At 64.3% G+C, this 16,597-nt stretch carries 14 protein-coding genes, 1 tRNA gene and 1 pseudogene; 7 read left to right on the forward strand and 9 right to left on the reverse strand.

Annotated elements, in window-relative coordinates; translation table 11 throughout:
* The first annotated feature begins 154 nt into the window (after nt 1–154).
* Nucleotides 155–1,441 carry a homoserine dehydrogenase gene (locus N8I71_RS15725; protein WP_262878963.1) on the forward strand — a complete coding sequence of 429 codons (1,287 nt, stop codon included), beginning with the start codon at nt 155–157 and terminating at the stop codon, nt 1,439–1,441.
* 4 nt (nt 1,442–1,445) lie between these two features.
* Here N8I71_RS15725 and N8I71_RS15730 read toward each other — a convergent pair whose 3' ends face one another.
* Nucleotides 1,446–2,354: a hypothetical protein gene (locus N8I71_RS15730; RefSeq protein WP_262878964.1), complete on the reverse strand. Its 909-nt coding sequence runs from the start codon at nt 2,352–2,354 to the stop codon at nt 1,446–1,448.
* A gap of 302 nt (nt 2,355–2,656) precedes the next feature.
* Between N8I71_RS15730 and glpX the strand changes: the two genes are divergently transcribed.
* The 4 genes from glpX to N8I71_RS15750 all read left to right on the forward strand — a co-directional run bounded on the left by glpX (nt 2,657) and on the right by N8I71_RS15750 (nt 6,089).
* Nucleotides 2,657–3,616, forward strand: coding sequence for a class II fructose-bisphosphatase (glpX, locus tag N8I71_RS15735; protein ID WP_262878965.1), 960 nt, complete (start codon nt 2,657–2,659; stop codon nt 3,614–3,616).
* 6 nt (nt 3,617–3,622) lie between these two features.
* Nucleotides 3,623–4,186, forward strand: a complete 564-nt coding sequence (locus tag N8I71_RS15740) for a cysteine hydrolase family protein (RefSeq protein WP_262878966.1) — start codon at nt 3,623–3,625, stop codon at nt 4,184–4,186.
* On the forward strand, nt 4,183–5,925 hold the full coding sequence (gene recJ / locus N8I71_RS15745; RefSeq protein WP_262878967.1) for a single-stranded-DNA-specific exonuclease RecJ: 1,743 nt from the start codon (nt 4,183–4,185) through the stop codon (nt 5,923–5,925). Before N8I71_RS15740 ends, recJ begins: the two co-directional genes overlap by 4 nt.
* An 89-nt stretch (nt 5,926–6,014) precedes the next feature.
* Nucleotides 6,015–6,089: transfer RNA gene (locus N8I71_RS15750), tRNA-Glu, on the forward strand.
* Between the two features lie 20 nt (nt 6,090–6,109).
* On the opposite strand, the gene N8I71_RS15755 is transcribed toward N8I71_RS15750, so the two are convergent.
* The 3 genes from N8I71_RS15755 to N8I71_RS15765 form a co-directional block, all read right to left on the reverse strand.
* A complete protein-coding gene (locus N8I71_RS15755) occupies nt 6,110–6,922 on the reverse strand; it encodes a tyrosine-type recombinase/integrase (protein WP_262878968.1) in 813 nt (270 codons plus the stop codon).
* A 266-nt stretch (nt 6,923–7,188) separates the two neighbouring features.
* Nucleotides 7,189–7,386 carry a hypothetical protein gene (locus N8I71_RS15760; protein WP_262878969.1) on the reverse strand — a complete coding sequence of 66 codons (198 nt, stop codon included), beginning with the start codon at nt 7,384–7,386 and terminating at the stop codon, nt 7,189–7,191.
* A complete protein-coding gene (locus N8I71_RS15765; protein ID WP_262878970.1) occupies nt 7,358–7,996 on the reverse strand; it encodes a hypothetical protein in 639 nt (212 codons plus the stop codon). Before N8I71_RS15765 ends, N8I71_RS15760 begins: the two co-directional genes overlap by 29 nt.
* Before the next feature lie 476 nt (nt 7,997–8,472).
* Here N8I71_RS15765 and N8I71_RS15770 point away from each other — a divergent pair, with 476 nt between their 5' ends.
* The gene (locus tag N8I71_RS15770; RefSeq protein WP_262878971.1) at nt 8,473–9,408 is read left to right on the forward strand and encodes a tyrosine-type recombinase/integrase; all 936 of its coding nucleotides are present in this window, start codon (nt 8,473–8,475) and stop codon (nt 9,406–9,408) included.
* A gap of 264 nt (nt 9,409–9,672) precedes the next feature.
* Here the strand turns inward: N8I71_RS15770 and N8I71_RS15775 are convergent, their stop codons facing one another.
* Entirely contained in the window at nt 9,673–9,933 is a 261-nt protein-coding gene (locus N8I71_RS15775) for a hypothetical protein (protein WP_262879065.1), read from the reverse strand.
* Between N8I71_RS15775 and N8I71_RS15780 the strand changes: the two are divergent.
* Nucleotides 9,910–10,797: pseudogene (locus N8I71_RS15780) on the forward strand (IS3 family transposase); the annotation flags it as partial. The gene N8I71_RS15775 and the pseudogene N8I71_RS15780 sit on opposite strands and share 24 nt — an antisense overlap.
* A 34-nt stretch (nt 10,798–10,831) precedes the next feature.
* Here the strand turns inward: N8I71_RS15780 and N8I71_RS15785 are convergent.
* The 4 genes from N8I71_RS15785 to N8I71_RS15800 all read right to left on the reverse strand — a co-directional run bounded on the left by N8I71_RS15785 (nt 10,832) and on the right by N8I71_RS15800 (nt 16,454).
* Complete coding sequence (locus N8I71_RS15785) at nt 10,832–11,167, reverse strand: Hpt domain-containing protein (protein WP_262878972.1); 336 nt, start codon at nt 11,165–11,167, stop codon at nt 10,832–10,834.
* Between the two features lie 13 nt (nt 11,168–11,180).
* Complete coding sequence (locus N8I71_RS15790; protein WP_262878973.1) at nt 11,181–12,107, reverse strand: response regulator; 927 nt, start codon at nt 12,105–12,107, stop codon at nt 11,181–11,183.
* 682 nt (nt 12,108–12,789) lie between these two features.
* Nucleotides 12,790–15,360, reverse strand: coding sequence for a sensor histidine kinase (locus tag N8I71_RS15795; protein ID WP_262878974.1), 2,571 nt, complete (start codon nt 15,358–15,360; stop codon nt 12,790–12,792).
* Between the two features lie 158 nt (nt 15,361–15,518).
* A complete protein-coding gene (locus tag N8I71_RS15800; protein ID WP_262878975.1) occupies nt 15,519–16,454 on the reverse strand; it encodes a response regulator in 936 nt (311 codons plus the stop codon).
* Nucleotides 16,455–16,597 lie beyond the last annotated feature (143 nt).

The raw sequence follows: 16,597 nt of genomic DNA on the forward strand, positions 1-16,597 counted from the left end.
CCCCCGAGGGCGCCAGCCTGGAGGCCCGCGCCGCCGACCTGCGCCGCCGCGCCGCCCGCCTGCGCGCCATGCCGCTCTGAGCCGCGTTGCAGCCTCCCGCGCGAGCCGCTAACAGGGGCACGCAACAAGGTCCCTCATCCGCCGGAGGACAGACATGACCGATACCCTTCGTCTCGGGATCGCGGGGCTCGGCACCGTGGGAACAGGCGTCGTCAAGATCGTGCAGCGGCACGCGGAACTCCTGTCGCGCCGGTGCGGGCGGCCCATCGCGATCACCGCGATCTCGGCACGGAGCCGGGACAAGGACCGCGGCGTGAACCTCAGGCACTACGCCTGGGAGGACGATCCCGTCGTTCTGGCCCGGCGGCCGGACGTGGACGTCTTCGTGGAACTCATGGGCGGCGCCGACGGCCCCGCCAAGGCCGCGACCGAGGCCGCCATCGCCGCGGGCAAGCATGTCGTGACCGCCAACAAGGCGATGCTCGCCCATCATGGACAGGCGCTGGCCGAGGCGGCCGAGGCAGCGGGCGTGAACCTGCGCTTCGAGGCCGCGGTCGCCGGCGGCATCCCGGTCGTGAAGGCCCTGACCGAGGGGCTTGCAGGCAACGCGGTCACGCGGGTGATGGGCGTCATGAACGGCACCTGCAACTACATCCTGACGCGGATGGACGACGCGGGCCTGACCTACGAGGAGGCCTTCGCCGAGGCTGACGGCCTGGGGTATGTCGAGGCCGACCCCGAGCTTGACGTGGGCGGCATCGACGCGGGTCACAAGCTGGCGCTTCTCGCCTCCATCGCCTTCGGAACGCGCGTCTCCTTCGACGACATGAAGCTCGAGGGGATCGGCAAGGTCTCGATCGACGACATCCGCCGTGCGGGCGATCTGGGCTACAAGATCAAGCTCCTCGGCGTCGCCCAGATGACGGGCCGCGGACTGGAGCAGCGCATGACGCCCTGCCTCGTGCCGAGCGCCTCGCCGCTCGGCCAACTCGTCGGCGGCACCAACATGGTGGTGATCGAGGGCGACGCGGTGGAGCAGATCGTCCTGCGCGGCCCCGGCGCGGGAGAAGGCCCCACGGCCAGCGCGGTCATGGGCGACGTGTGCGACATCGTTCGAGGGATGAAGCTGCCGGTCTTCGGCCAGCCGGCGGAAACCCTTGCTCCCGCCCCGCCCGCGAATGCCGAAAGCCCGGCATGCTTCTACCTGCGGCTGGAACTCGTCGACAAACCCGGCGCGCTCGCGAAGGTGGCGACGGTGCTGGGCGAGAACGGAATCTCGATCGACCGGATGCGCCAGTACGACCATCCGGGCGCCCATGCCCCGGTCCTGATCGTCACGCACAAGACGGCGCGGCCCAACCTCGACGCGGCGCTGTCGGCCTTGCCGGGCACCGGCGTCCTGACCGGCGCGCCCGTCGCGCTTCGGATCGAGGAAGTCTGACGCCCTACCGGATCAGCGTCGCCGCGCAGGCGTCGCGCCCGGCCACGCTGTCGGCCGCGGCGGACAGGCGCCTGCGCAGATCGGCGGCAAAGCGGGGACTCGACTGGTAGGTCGCGCTGTCGACCAGCCCCTCGACCGGGCTCAGCGTCAGGAACCCCGGCAGGCCGCCCGTCGCCTGCACCAGCGCCTCCGTGCAGGCCTCCGCCGTCGCGGGGCAGCCCGCGGCGCAGACGGCGGCGAGCGGGGCGTCGAGATCATCGGTCCGGGGCAGCGCGGCCAGCGCGGCCTTGACCGCGGCCAGCGCCATGCGATCCGATACCCCCGTGGAGGGGTCGGTCAGGATGTCCCTGAGCCCCGACAGCAACGGCGCGCCATGCCCCTGCAGAGTGGAATGGCCGCCGAGGAGCGCGGTGACGGTCCAGCCACCGGTCGGGCCGAAACCGCCGATGTTGTAAAGGCCCGTCATGATCCGCATCGATGGCCCGGTTTCACCCGCGGCCAGCAGCGTCTCGAGCGCGGCGAGCATTTCGGCGGGCGTCGCCTGCTGCGAGCCGACCGTCACCGTCTCGAGCGCACCCGCAACGGGATCGGCCTGCCCCGCCACGCGGAGCCAGGACGTGCCCGACAATCCGCCCGGCGCGCGGGTCAGCGCGATGCGCTCGGCCCTTGGAAGGGCGTCCACGGCCTCGGGAACCAGCCCCGCGGCAACCACCGTGCCGAGCAGAACCTGCGCCGCGAGATTTCCGGCCGCCGCCAGGTCCGCGAGGCGCGCAAGCGCCGCCATGTCGTCCGACCCCGAAAGCCAGTCCTCCCGCGCCGCGGCAAATCCCGGGTCATCGGCGCCATCCCAGGCGTGCACCTCTGCAGCAACCGGCGTGGACAGGACGAACACGAAGGCAAAGGCGCGCAGCATCTGGCGATCCGGATCCGGGAAACGCCCCCATCATATCATCAACCTTTGGCCGGCAAAGCCGATTTCAGCGCCGACAGGGCCGGGGCGGACGGCGGCGCGGCAGTGGCCGGCGGCTGCGCCGATGGTCGCCCGGGGCCGGGGCCAGGCGGGCGCGGGCCGGAAAAGACGTCTCTTCGGGGCCGGAATCACCGGGAATTCCGCGCCCGGCACCCGATGTTAGCGCCGTCACGCCCGCGTCGCGCCTTGCCCGCACAAGGGGCCGAGGCTACACCGGGGCAAGCTCTTGTTCCGAAGGATTTCCCATGACGCACCCCACCGATTTCAACGACCGCATGCTGTCTCTCGGGCTCGCCCGCGTCTCGGAGGCCGCCGCGCTGGCCTCGGCCACCCTGATCGGTCGCGGCGACGAGAAGGCCGCCGACCAGGCCGCCGTGAACGCCATGCGCGAGCAGCTGAACAAGCTCGACATCCGCGGGGTCGTCGTCATCGGCGAGGGCGAGCGCGACGAGGCGCCGATGCTCTACATCGGTGAGGAGGTCGGCAACGGCGAGGGGCCCGAGGTCGATATCGCCCTCGACCCGCTGGAAGGCACGACGCTGACCGCCAAGGACATGCCGAACGCGCTGACGGTGATCGCGATGGGGCCGCGCGGCTCGATGCTGCACGCGCCCGACGTCTACATGGACAAGCTCGCCATCGGACCGGGATACCGCCCCGGCGTCGTGACTCTCGACATGTCGCCCGCCGAGCGTGTCTCGGCGCTTGCCGCGGCCAAGGGCTGCTCGACGAAGGACATAACGGTCTGCGTGCTGGAGCGACCGCGCCACGAGCAGATGATCGCCGAGTTGCGCACCACGGGCTGCGCCATCCGGCTCATCACCGACGGCGACGTGGCCGGCGTGATGCATTGCGCCGAACCCACGACAGGCATCGACATGTACATGGGATCGGGCGGCGCGCCCGAGGGCGTTCTGGCCGCTGCGGCGCTCAAGTGCATGGGCGGGCAGATCTTCGGGCGCCTGATCTTCCGCAACGAGGACGAGAAGGCGCGCGCGAAAGAGCACGGCATCACCAACTTCGACCGGGTCTACACCCGCGACGACATGGTCACGCAACACGTGATCTTCGCGGCGACCGGCGTCACCGACGGCTCGATCCTGCCCGGCATCAAGAGCACGCCGACGCACCTGACCGCGGAGACGATCCTGATGCGATCGAAGACGGGGTCGGTCCGGCGCATGACCTACGTCAACCCGCGCTGAGTGGGCATGGGCGGCAAGGCCGGGCTCATATTGATCGACATACAGGCCGGGTTCGACGCGGCCTCATGGGGCGCGCGCAACAATCCCGACGCCGAGGACCGCGCCGCCGGCCTGCTGGCTCACTGGCGCGCGGCGCGCGCGCCCGTGGTCCACATCCGGCACGTTTCGACCGAACCGGGAAGTCCGCTCTCCGGTCCGGGCACCGCGTTCAAGGACGGGGTCGCCCCGCGCGGCGACGAGCCGGTCTTCGAGAAATCCGTCAACTCGGCCTTCATCGGCACCGGGCTGGAGGCGCACCTGCGCGACCACGGCATCGCGGACCTCGTGATCTGCGGGCTGACGACGCCGCATTGCGTGTCCACCACCGTCCGCATGGCCGCCAATCTCGGCTTCTCCGTCCGGGTGGCGCATGACGCCTGCGCCGCCTTCGCGCGGAACGCCGATACCGGCTGGCGGCAGGGCCTTGCCGCGATGGACCCACAGGCGATCCATGACGCCGCCCTTTCGCATCTGCACGGCGAATTCGCCGAGGTCGTGCCGGTTGCCACACTGACGGAGCGCGCGCCATGAACGCGTTTCTCGGCGTGCAATCCTCGCTGACCGGGCGGCGCTGGGTCGGGCCCGGCGTCGAGGAGGAGCGCCTCGCCGCCGCGCTGGCGCAGCGTGCGGGGCTGGAGCCGGGTGTCGCCGCCGTCCTTGCCCGGCGCGGCGTGCCGCCCGAGGAGGCGCAGGGTTTCCTCGCTCCGTCGCTGCGTGATCTCCTGCCCGATCCCGCGGTCCTGAAGGACATGGAGGCGGCGTCGAGCCGCCTCGCCTATGCGCTCAGGCGGCGCGAACGCATCGCCGTCTTCGCCGACTACGACGTGGACGGGGGCGCATCGGCGGCCCTGCTCATCACGTGGCTCAGGCAGATGGGGCACCGCGCGACGCTCTATGTTCCGGACCGGATCGACGAAGGCTACGGGCCGAACGACGCGGCGATGCGCGGGCTGGCCGAGACGCACGACCTGATCGTCTGCGTCGATTGCGGCACGCTCAGCCACGGGCCCATCGCGGCGGCGAAGGGCGCGGATGTCATCGTCCTCGACCACCACCTCGCCACCGCCGAACTGCCCGACTGCGTCGCCGTGGTGAACCCCAACCGGCAGGACGAGCCCGGTGACCTCGGCCATCTCTGCGCGGCCGGCGTGGTCTTTCTCGTGCTGGTCGATCTCAACCGCAGGCTCCGCGCCGAGGGGGTGAGCGGGCCCGATCTCATGGCGATGCTGGACCTCGTGGCGCTGGCCACCGTGGCGGACGTGGCGCCCTTGCGGGGGGTCAACCGCGCCTTCGTGCGTCAGGGCCTCGCGGTCATGGCACGGCGGCATCGCAAGGGGCTCGTGGCGCTTGCCGACGTGGCGCGCCTCGACCGGGCGCCGACAAGCTACCACCTCGGCTACGTGCTCGGCCCGAGGGTCAACGCGGGCGGGCGGATCGGTGCGGCGGACCTGGGCGCGCGCCTGCTCGCCACCGATGACCCGCAGGAGGCCGCGGCGCTGGCGCAGCGGCTCGACACGCTGAACACGGACCGCCGCGAGATCGAGGCGCGGGTCAGGGACGCCGCGCTCGAACAGGCGGAGGCGCGTGGCCTCGACGCGCCGCTGGTGTGGGCGGCGGGCGAAGGCTGGCACCCGGGCGTCGTCGGCATCGTGGCAAGCCGCCTGAAGGAACACACGCACCGCCCCGCCGTGGTGATCGGTTTCGACGGCGATGGCGGCAAGGGCTCGGGCCGGTCGGTCTCGGGCGTCGATCTCGGCGTATCGATCCAGCGCCTCGCGGCCGAGGGGCTGATCGAGAAAGGCGGCGGGCACCGGATGGCCGCGGGCCTCTCGCTCAACCGGGCACAGCTCGAACCGGCGATGGAGCGGCTGTCGGACCTGCTTGCCAAACAGGGCGCGGGCGAAGGCGGCGCGGGCGACCTACGCCTCGACGGTATCCTGATGCCCGAGGCGGCGCAGCCCGATCTGATCGAACGGATCGAGGCGGCCGGCCCTTTCGGCGCCTCGGCCCCTGCCCCGCGCTTCGCCTTCCCCGCCATGCGCATCCGCATGACGCGGCCCGTGGGCGAGGGCCACCTGAAGCTCGCATTCTCCGATGGGGGCGCCACGAGCCTCGACGCCATCGCCTTCGACGCCGCGCGCCTGGGGCTCGACGCGTTGCAGGCCCATCAGGGTCGGCCCGTGCATCTTGCGGGCCGGGTCGAACTGAACCACTGGAACGGACGGACGCGGGTCCAGCTCCGGCTGGAGGATGCGGCTTGGGCGGACTGACCCGGCACCTGCGGAAATCGCGCGGCCGCCCGCAAGAATCCCCTTGATCCCGCCCGCGCGTTTTCCTAGACACCGTCCACGCCAAGCGTGGCCCGTTCGTCTATCGGTTAGGACGCCAGGTTTTCAACCTGGAAAGAGGGGTTCGATTCCCCTACGGGCTGCCACCCCTTCTCTTAAGATACTGTCATCGCTCATCTTTCGGGCTCCTTTGGTCCAACCTCTCAGAAAGGTTGGACAAGTTCTGTTCACTTTTCGTCCCGCCGAGACGAGCAAGCGCCGCCGTCCCGAGCTTCGAGCGACTTGCCTTTCGGACGTAGGTCGCGGCCTCCTTGGTTCCCTCGTGGGCAAGGAAGCTGGAGATTTCCCATTCTGTCGCACCATGCTCGGCAAGCCGTGTCGCGCCTGCTTTTCTGAGCCCATGGATCGTGCCGGGCACGCCGGCCTCATTCGCGCGATCGCGGAACCAGTTCCCGAGCCCAGCCGCAGTATGAGCAGCTCCCGTCTGCGTAGGGAGAAAAAGGAGCTGCGAGCGCGGCAAGCGGGCCAGCTCGTCGGCAAGCTCGGGCAAGATCGGCAAATCCGCCTCGACGCCGGTCTTGCCGCGCCGGTAGCTGATCCGGCCACCCTGCACATTCTGCCAGCCGAGCTTGGCGAGATCCTGACGCGCAGCGCCTGTATTGAGCGCGAGCTCCAAGGCAAGCCGCGCCTTGGTGCCGGGCGCGTGGCGATCGCGGAACCGCGCGATTTCGGCGTCGCCCCACGTATGGAAGCCGTCGGTTTTCTGACTGATGCGCTCCACGGCTCGCACAGGGTTGTGCGCAACCAGCTCCATTCTGATCGCGTGGTTGAACAACATCGACAGCACCTTGCGGACACGATCCTGCGCCGCCGGGCCCTCTTTCCGCATCATCAGCGCCTCGATATGCCGACCACGGAAAGACGCCACTGGCAGCTCGCCAGCTTGGTCGCGCAGCCAGTCCATTTCGCGCCCGATCATCTGGCGCGTCAGCTTTGCTTTGCGACGATGCCTGGGACTTTCGAGGTACCGAGTTATCAGCCAGCCTAGAGAACCATGAGGAAAGCGATTGGTAGATGTTGGCGTCTTCGCCTCGGCTTGCGCGGCCTCATACGCTGCCTGCCACTCCGCCGAGGCATACGCTCCTGGCAAGTAACAAGTGAAACCCTTGCGCCGGAACCGCCATCGCACTTTGCCGTGCCTGTCTACGACGCGGGTCACGCCGGGAAAGGGGTTTCGCCGGCGCATCAGTCGAGCAACCTGTCGCAAGGGTTCATGGCGCCCTCAGCGGACGCATTGCCGATGGTGATCGTAACCGTTCCGTCCGGGGCAATCATCACCTGCTGTACAGGGACGCCCGCCTTTACGGTCGCAGCGATATAGCGGGTCAGATCAGATTGCTTGATGACGGCTGGACTACTTGGCATCGGCAGCACCTCCGGCATCTTGGGAAACATTGGTGCGCGCCCTTTTTTGGGGTTGCCTATCCAAGCTTTGAGCGATGATTTCCAGCTCAAGATAAGTGATGCTACGGGTTGTCTGAATACCGTGTCCTGCATCCGACGTTCGGCTACGCGCTGGACCGGACGTGTTGACGAAATTGAACTTGTCACGCCCAATCATCACCAAGGCCGACTGGGCAGTTTCGTTCACCTGAAGAAGAAATCCTACAATACCCGGTTCGCCACTATCGGTGGTGAAGGCTTGAGGACCAGAGATTACCGCCTCCAGCAACAGAACCAAGACGTCCTCGATTGTATGCGAGGAACGTGCCGGAAGCCTTCGTTTGAGCGCCGCATCAAGGGGAGCATCTCCCACGAGACGAAGACAGCGAAAAACTTCGAACTGAGCCAGAGCGCGCGCAGGGGTAGCTCCTGTCATCAATGCAATAATGAGCCGCGATGCATCAACGGATGTCATGTCGGGGGCGTTGCGCCCCCTTGGACCGGTCGTAAGCCAACCGGCCTCACGTAAGGAACGCGCGACTACTCTGGTCGTTCCGCGCTCGACACCAAGCGTGTCAGCTACAAGATCGATGAAGGGACCACTCTTCATGCTTTCTGCGTAACACACAGAAAGACGTTAGTAAAGTCTAATTGCGCAAAACGCCGAAAGGCGTTATCATATCTGATAATTACACTTATCGGAGGTCGGCCGTTGCGGTTTTTCTTCTCGTTTGCGCTGATTGTGATCTTGGGCAGCGGCCATGGCGTGGCTCAACCCACCGTTGGCCAGATGATCGAGCCATGTCGTTCTGCGGCGTCCCCTCGGTCGTTTCCTACCGTCACGATCGAAGAGGTGCACGCCACAGCATTTTGCTTAGGATTGGCACGTCGCGTAGCGCAGGTCTTGGTATTCAATTGCGGTGACGTAGCAAGTGGCTACAACCCACACCCGGCCGCCCGAGTTGCATCACCTCCATCAACCGCTGCCGCAGCACAAGCCTACGTGAACTGGGCGTCGGACAATCCTGCTCGATGGGGGGATGATCCCGCGGTCGGGATGATTGATGCTTTGGTAGAGGCTTTTCCGTGCAACAACTGAAGGTCGTTCTCGATCGTATTCCTGCGGGCCTCGACCTGCGCCTTGCGGCCTACGCCGAAATGTCCCGCGGGGCCTACTCGCCCAACACGCTACGGGCCATCCGATCAGATACCTCGATCTTCGCCACCTGGTGCGCTGAGACGGGCCACGCCTACGGGCCACCCGCCAGCCCCGAGACCGTCGCCGCGTTCGTGGATGCGATGGGCGAGATCAAGAAGCCGGCTACCGTGGCGCGCTACATCGCCTCGATCGACCACCTGCACCGCGCCCTCGATCTCCCCGTGCCGGGGGCTTCCAATGCCGTGAAGCTCGCCCTGCGCCGCCTTCGGCGAGCGAAAGGCACCCGGCAGGATCAGGCCAAGGCTTTGCGCTGGCCCACGATCCAGAAGGCGCTCGACCTGATGGGCGACGACCTGATCGACCTGCGGGACGCGGCGCTGCTCTGCCTCGCCTATGACACCTTCGCACGTGCCTCCGAACTGGTCGCCGTGAATGTCGGTGACGTTCAACAGGACGTGGACGGGGCGACGTGCTTCATCGCCAAATCCAAGACGGACCAGGAGGGTGAAGGCGATTACAGGTTCATCGCGGCCAGCACCTACACGCGGATCATGGCGTGGGTGGAAACGGCGCATCTCGACAAGGCCGACCCGCTGTTCATCCCGCTGGGGTTCGCCGCGAAGAACGACAGGATCGGGACTCGGGATGTGTCGGAGATATTCCGCCGCCGTTGCGGGGATCGGTTCTCGGCGCACTCAACCCGAGTTGGAGCGGCTCAGGACGCCAAGGCAGCAGGAGCCAGCACGGGTGCAATCCAGCAGGCGGGCGGGTGGAAGTCGGAACGCATGGTCAGCCGGTATACCGAGAAACTGGCGGCGCGCGAGAGTGCAGCGGCGATGCTGGCGCAAGTGCAGGGGCGCTAGCGGGCGTCACCTAGTCATATCGCCAGCCCAAACACCGAACTCCGCGCGGATCAAGAACGACAGGATAGAGAATGCCTCTATTGTAAGTCCAAACCTCTCTACGGTCGTTCGTTTCTTCGTGGCTATAGCTGAAGCTGACTACGCCGATGTCGGACAGGATTGAGCGGCATTGCCGCTCTGAAATTTCAACCGCCTCGCCGTTAATAACGACGTTTGCTTGAGCGTCCCCAGCAAGCATCGCTGCCAAGCCTGCTACGAGCCGCTTCAAGCCTGTAGCTCCCTCAGCTCCGCCTCGATCCGCCCCCGGTAGGCTTCCAACGCCTCCCGCACCACGGCTGAGGCAGACTTGCGGGCCTCGGGGCCTCGCTCGCCCCTCCGCTTGGCTTGGCGTTGTTCTTTACGGGCCTGCGCCACGCGCGCCTCGGCCAGATCGCGCACCAGGTCGATCAGATCGACCGGAAGGTTGTAGCTGACCGTTTCCATGAACTCTGTATCTGCACCCGCCGCCGTCGTTGTGTCGATCACGTCATGCAGAAGTTCCGCGTCTCGGAGCGCCTCGCCTGCCGTGTGCTCGGTCAGCACCGATCAACCCAGCGGAAGGTGCCGCGCGGGCGCCCTGACGAGGAGGCGCTTACCGCGGACATCATCGCGCTCGCAACCCAGTATGGCCGCTACGGCTATCGGCGCATCGCGGCCCTGCTGCGTGACGCCGGCTGGGCCGTGAACGTGAAGCGGGTCGAACGGATCTGGCGGCGGGAGGGGCTGAAGGTCCCGCAGAAACAACCAAAGAGGGGGCACCTCTGGTTCAACGACGGGTCGTGTGTCCGTCTGCGGCCGGAGCGTCCGAACCATGTCTGGTCCTACGACTTCGTCGAGAGCCGGACCTATGACGGAAGGAAGTTCCGCATGCTCAACCTGATCGATGAGTTTACCCGGGAGTGTCTGGCGATCCGGATAGACCGTCGCTTGAGATCGACCGACGTCATCGACGTGCTGTCGGACCAGTTCATCCTGCGCGGCGTCCCAGACCACATCAGGTCGGACAACGGTCCTGAGTTCGTGGCCATGGCGGTTCGGGAATGGATCGCCGCCGTCGGTGCAAAGACGGCCTACATCGAGCCAGGATCACCTTGGGAGAACGGCTATTGCGAGAGCTTCAACGCGAAGCTTAGGGACGAACTGCTCAACGGCGAGATCTTCTACAGCCTGGCCGAGGCGAAGATCATGATCGAGAACTGGCGCCAGCACTACAACACCAAACGCCCGCACTCATCCCTAGGTTATCGGCCGCCAGCTCCGGAAGTCGTGCAGTGGCGGGCTCCGCCATCCGAAGCCGCTTCGCCGGCCACCCCAGGCGTAGCTCCCAGACCCGTCATGCACCAAGACTGAAACCGGACCACTTCATTGGGGCAGGTCAGGATGGCTAGCTGTCCAGCGCGCTTTCCATCTCGTCGAGCAATGTCTCGATCGCCGGGCGCACAGCCTGCCAGGGTATCTCCGCCCCGCCACTGGTGAGGATGCGCTCGACCTCCGAGGCGCGCGCGCCGAGTTCGGCGAAGCCGAATGTAGCGGCCACCCCGGCCGTCTTGTGCGTATGGTGAACAATGGTCCGAACGTCCGCCTCGGGGATTGTCGGACCGGAGGCGGCTGCAAGTATCGCGTCGATGGTGATGACGCGCTCGGCCACACGGTCGAGGAAACCGTCACGAAGCTTGGCAATACCAGCGTTCACCTGGCTGTTCGCGGATGTGGTGATCATGGCTTTGTTCATTTCACGCGATGTTGGCGATGCCCGATACATTCGATCTGATGGAGGCGATGGCCTCATCGATGATGCGCATGGGGGTACCCAGCTGCGATGGGCGTACGCAGATCGGCTGCCCAACGGTGATCGTCGGAAGCTGGATGTCGAGTTCATGGTAGACCGATCCGAACTCCATCACGCATTCGCGCAGTTGGTCCGCCATGCTGTCCGGGTCGCCGACCTCGGCACGGGGCATCAGGCAGACAAACGCGCCTCCACCCGCATAGGCGATCATGCGGTTCGATTGCCTCAAGCAGTCGGCGATGCAGGTCGCCACATCGATCATCACCTCACCGAAGGCATGCCCGCCCTCCAGATCATGGATGGCGCGTGCGTTCGAGACGGCTATGCCAATCGCGGCCACGGAACGGGCGCGGAAAATACCAAGTGTCTTCACGTAGTTACCCATGGTGAAAAGATCGACGGCGCCGTCGACGCGTTTCAGCGGGATGCCGTCCATGAACCCGTAGGAGGGGCCTGCGCCAAGGCCATGGGCCTGCTGCACCACGACGTTTCTCGCCCGCTTGCGTTCTTCCACAAGGCTTTCGATCAGCAACAATCGGGCCTTCATTTCCACGACGTCCACGGGCTTGGTCAGGTAGTCCGTAGCGCCGGCGGCAAAGGCCTTCTCGATGTGCACCCGGTCGGCCATCGCCGTGTTCATCATGATCGGCGTGTCCCGATGAGCGTCGAGCGCGCGCACATGACGCGTCAATTCGATCCCATCCATGCCGGGCATCACGATGTCAAAGATGAAAACGTCGAAACCGCTGGACGGAGAGGTCCCGATCAGATCCAGCGCCTCGCGGCCGGAACTGGCGGTCACGACGTCGCGGTAACCAAGATCCGCAAGCACCGTCTCCAGAACGGCCATGAAATCGGGATCGTCGTCCACTGCTAGGATTTTCATCTCATGCCTCAACATTTTTTTTATTGAGGATACCCTCGCCCTCAGGTGAACCCGGAAACTATGGAAAAAATGTGGCGAGATGGGATTGAGTAGCGGGAGTTTCGACCAATTTCACGGGCCTGTGTCATTCGCGCTCCAGCCTTGCTGTATTTCGTAGCGACCGTCATTGGATCGAATGGCCGTCAAATCATGTAGGGCGCGCCCAGAAGGCTTGTCGTCGATATGCTCACCGGACCGGGCATGAAGCTTGGAACGCTTGCCAAAAGCGCCATCGCCGAATGGAAAACGAGATTGGGCAGGACATCACGTCTCTTCCGGAACCCTTCTGCGACACCAATGAGGCTTGAGGAACACCATCCAAATGCCAAAGGTATTCATCCCCCATCGCAAGATGGCGCCGCGCGATGGCGGCCGGTATCGGCAACAGCATTCTCGGCTCCTGTCCCTTGACCGTGATTGCGGACCGTGATCTGCAACCCGTTTCGATGATCGGCAGCGCCTCGTTCGAAAAGAGGCAATTGGCACGGATCGTCCGGCCCGCTGATCCTGCCGAAGCTAGACAACACTTCCGACATGATCGATGGCCGTGACCGCGCCACTGCTGCCGCATGACCATACGGCGCCGCTCTTCCACCGGCATCCCGCGCGCTTCGGTCCTGCGCCGCGGCTATGCCCGCAGCCTGTAATGGCCGAGTTCGTAGATCGGCATCGTGAACACGAAACGGCTTCCCTGACCGGGCGCGCTTTCGGCCGAGATTTCGCCGCCATGCGACTGGACAAGCCGCTTCGTGATGGCAAGTCCGAGGCCGATACCCTGATGGTTGCGCGTCTCGGTCGGATCTACCTGGTAGAACGGTTCGAACACCTTCTTGGCGTCCTCTTCGGTCATGCCGATGCCGGTGTCCCGCACTTCGAACCGGTACATTCCATCGCTCATGTAGCCGGTAACGGTAACCGATCCTTCCCGTGTGAATTTCACTGCGTTGCCAAGAAGATTGCTCAGGATCTGCTGCAGGCGGGTCAGATCGGCGTGCAATGGGACGTCCGAAATATCGGAAACAAGCCGCAAGCCCTTCTGTTCGGCAAGACGTCGATGGTGTTGCACGATGGAACCGAGGTCATTCTTTGGGCTGACGCGCGAAAATTCCAGCCTGAAATCGCCGGACCGCATTCTTGTGGAATCGAGAAGATCGGAAACGATCGACAACAGCTGCCGCCCCGACACCTCGATCTTCCTGGCAAAGCTCCCGATCTGATCGAGAGCAGCCGACAATTGGGCCGAAAGCACGCTGTCATCCATGTGACCAACCGTCTGCCGGAGCTTTGCGACGCTGGGAAGGTGTGTGCTGTTGGCGATGAACGCGTTGTAGCCGAGGAGGACAGTCAGAGGAGTCCGAAGTTCGTGGCTGACCATGCTCAGGAACCGCGTCTTCGCTTCACCCGCAAGCTTGGCCTCCTGTACCGCCTGGTACAGCTTCGTCACATCGGCGGCGACACCGCGGTAGCCCTGGAACGAACCGTCCTTGCCGAAAATGGGCTTGCCGCTTGTACGGACCCACATCTCGTCGTTTCTGACGTCGACCGCACTGTAGATGTAATTCTGGAAAGGCTCGCGCGCCTCGATGGCATTGATTACATCGGCAGCCCCGCTTTCCGAAAGCGCGGCAGGATCCCGATCGCTGAAATCATCGCGCCGCTTGCCCAGAACACGACTGGGATCGATCCCGGTGGCGCGCTCGAAACCATCCGAGAAGAAGGTGAAACGGTGTTCATGATCCTGTTCCCAGTACCATTCCGTACTGAACTCCGTCAGTTCGGCAAACCGCGCCTCCGCCTTTTCCCGCGCCTCTAGCGCCGCACTCAAGCGTTGGTTCTGTTCTTCCAGTTGACGCTCGTTCTGTTTGATTAGCGTGACATCCACGCGCAAACCGACGCGGCAGCCGTCTGGAGTGACCTTCTCGATGATCCGCATCCATCGCCCGTCGTCCAACTGCTGTTCAACGAATGCTTCATCGTTGCGATGCTGCTCCAGCCGTTCTTTCAGCCACTCCTTCTCACGACCGATGGCGTCGGCATACTGGCCGTTGGCGAGTCCGTATTCGAGGATGCTTCTGAAAGACGCGCCCGGCGTAATGGCGGCAGCGCTCTTTTTGTAGATCTCCTTGTATCTTTCATTGCAGACTACGAGGCGATCATTTTCATCGTACAGGACAAAGCCGTCAGGTATCGTGTCGATCGCGGCCTTGAGCCGTAGCGCGACACGCTTGTTTTCCTCCCGCAGACCCATGAAATCCCTCAGGACCCACATGAGGAACAGCGTGCCCAAGAGGGCCATGCCCCGGATCGGCCAAGGATTCGGAAGCTCAGACAGCCACCCACCGACCGGTGCGACCGCAACCTCCCAGGAGCCCAGCGGGAAAGCCGCGCGCATGAGTTCCGGATCCATGTCGAAAAGCGCTGCGGGACCGAAGACGGTCGTCGATCCTGAATCAACGGCGTTCCGGATGGCCACCGCGTATCCCTCACCGACATTCATGACGCCGACTTCGGCAAAGAAGGGTTCGGTCGCGAAGACAAGGGCCAGGAGGCCCAAGTGTTCTGCGGGTGGGGCTTCAACACCGGCCTGGTTCGACGTCTGCGGCAGCAGGATCGGCTGCAGAACGATGAAACCTTCCGCCCCGCTCAACAGCTGCATCGGCCCCTGCACAAGCCCGGTCTCCCGATCGCGCGCGCGGCCGATGGCATCGACGAACGCAGAAGAGCCGCGAAGCTCGCGCCCCACGAAAAACTCATTGCCCTCGATCGGGTGCACGCGGGTCGTCCGGCCGTCACTGATCAGCGACATCAGAACGATGGAAGCGTCGGTTTCGACAATTCGCCTGGAGATCGCCGAGAACTGATCCTGGCTGATCGTCGGCAACAGCGACACCGCTTGAGCCACCCCGGCTGTTGCGACCGACTTGCGTGTCAGCGCGATCTCGATGTTGCGAGAAAGCACTTCAACGACTTCGTTCACTTCCGCGCGCTGTTCCGCCTGCAGAGCCCGCAGTTCGGACTTTTCGAAGATGAATACAGCTGCGGTGACCGCCGCTGCCACTGACAGGTACGCCAATGTTTGGAACGCGATCCTGCGATAGCTTCTTCTGCTCACGACCGTTTCTTCACCTGTTGTCCCGGATTCTTCCGAGATCTTTTCATGTGCTGCGATCGAATGTTCTTTTCTCTTCGACGCGCGCACAGCCTGCCGAACAAACCCTAGCAGACAAGAACACAATCAAACCAAAAACCATCAGCACAGGGAAAGAAAACATTGAGATTAGAGCGAAAATGCAACTCTCGGGTCCGTCGCCACCAACACGGTGTCCGCGTTCTGACGGCACGTTGCGCGACTTCGCGTCAACTCGGTGCCGTCTCCGTCTCGAGACAATAGGCTTCCTCGGGTCCCAAGATGAGGTCGAGCGGCACAAGCCGGCCCGCGATGTTCCAGGATGGGCCGGTGGCCGACAGGGCTTGGTCTAGCGCTGTTTGCGTCAGCGCTCCCTGGCTGTCTCTTGCAGCGAAGAACACACCTTGTCCGCAATAGGTGAAGATGTCCCGGCCAGGTTCTGTCGCGGTCGAAATGCACTGGGCGACGTGGCGCAGAAGTGCCTGAAGCTCGGCATCGGACAGGCGAGAATACAGCTCCGCGATGTTGCCCAGCTTGATGGTCTTGATGAATAGCGGGGCCGTGAAGCGCGCGCGCGATTGCCGGATATAGGTATGAAATGCGTCCATATCCACGCAACGTGGAACGCCCCGGAAAGTGAAGGGATCGCTGAGCGATCGCGCATCCGTGGGCATCGCGAGCGCGACCTGGTCCGATGATGGCATGGTTTCGATTTCGGCCCTTCGGATGGCACGGCGATGACTCTTCAGTCTCTCGTTCTTGAACCGCGACTGGACCAGATCGAGGTCGAAAGGCTTGGTGATGTAATCGTTGGCGCCCTCCGAGAACGCTTCTCTGAGGTAGTGACGTTCCATCATCGCGGTCAGCATGATGATCGGGGTCTCGGCATATCCGGGCGTGTTGCGAAGGATCCGGCAGAGTTCAATGCCGGAAGTCTCAGGCATTTGAATGTCCAGGAAGATGCCGTTGAACGGTGCCTCGGCTCTCTCGATCGCCTCGCAAGCGCTTCGGGCCCCCGTTGCCGTGGTCACGGAGTAGCCTCCAATGGCTTCGAGAGCCGTTGCAAGAAGAAGGCAGATGTCCGGCTCGTCGTCGACGACGAGCACGTTGAGCACGCCATTCAGACCATTGGGTAGCGGATGTCCCATGCCGATGTCTCTCTTCAAGTCCATTCTGGGTTTCTCATGTATAAACCGTTGGCAGCATCGGCAGGAAATGTGTTCGAAGCATGAACAATTCAGGGTTCTTATTGGCTAAACTTCACTGACTTTGGACTTGACGAACAATATCAAGCGCACAAGCGCTTGCC

The organism is Roseicyclus sediminis, from assembly GCF_025515305.1.
In the GTDB taxonomy this organism is placed as follows: domain Bacteria; phylum Pseudomonadota; class Alphaproteobacteria; order Rhodobacterales; family Rhodobacteraceae; genus Roseibacterium; species Roseibacterium sediminis.

Bases quoted from the DNA above. Each gene is read 5' to 3' on its own strand.
- N8I71_RS15760 (WP_262878969.1), bottom strand. From the start codon at position 7,386: ATGCCGGAGGTGCTGCCGATGCCAAGTAGTCCAGCCGTCATCAAGCAA.
- N8I71_RS15785 (WP_262878972.1), bottom strand. From the start codon at position 11,167: ATGATCACCACATCCGCGAACAGCCAGGTGAACGCTGGTATTGCCAAG.
- N8I71_RS15740 (WP_262878966.1), top strand. From the start codon at position 3,623: ATGGGCGGCAAGGCCGGGCTCATATTGATCGACATACAGGCCGGGTTC.
- glpX (WP_262878965.1), top strand. From the start codon at position 2,657: ATGACGCACCCCACCGATTTCAACGACCGCATGCTGTCTCTCGGGCTC.
- N8I71_RS15730 (WP_262878964.1), bottom strand. From the start codon at position 2,354: ATGCTGCGCGCCTTTGCCTTCGTGTTCGTCCTGTCCACGCCGGTTGCT.
- N8I71_RS15755 (WP_262878968.1), bottom strand. From the start codon at position 6,922: ATGATCGGGCGCGAAATGGACTGGCTGCGCGACCAAGCTGGCGAGCTG.
- N8I71_RS15765 (WP_262878970.1), bottom strand. From the start codon at position 7,996: ATGAAGAGTGGTCCCTTCATCGATCTTGTAGCTGACACGCTTGGTGTC.
- N8I71_RS15725 (WP_262878963.1), top strand. From the start codon at position 155: ATGACCGATACCCTTCGTCTCGGGATCGCGGGGCTCGGCACCGTGGGA.
- recJ (WP_262878967.1), top strand. From the start codon at position 4,183: ATGAACGCGTTTCTCGGCGTGCAATCCTCGCTGACCGGGCGGCGCTGG.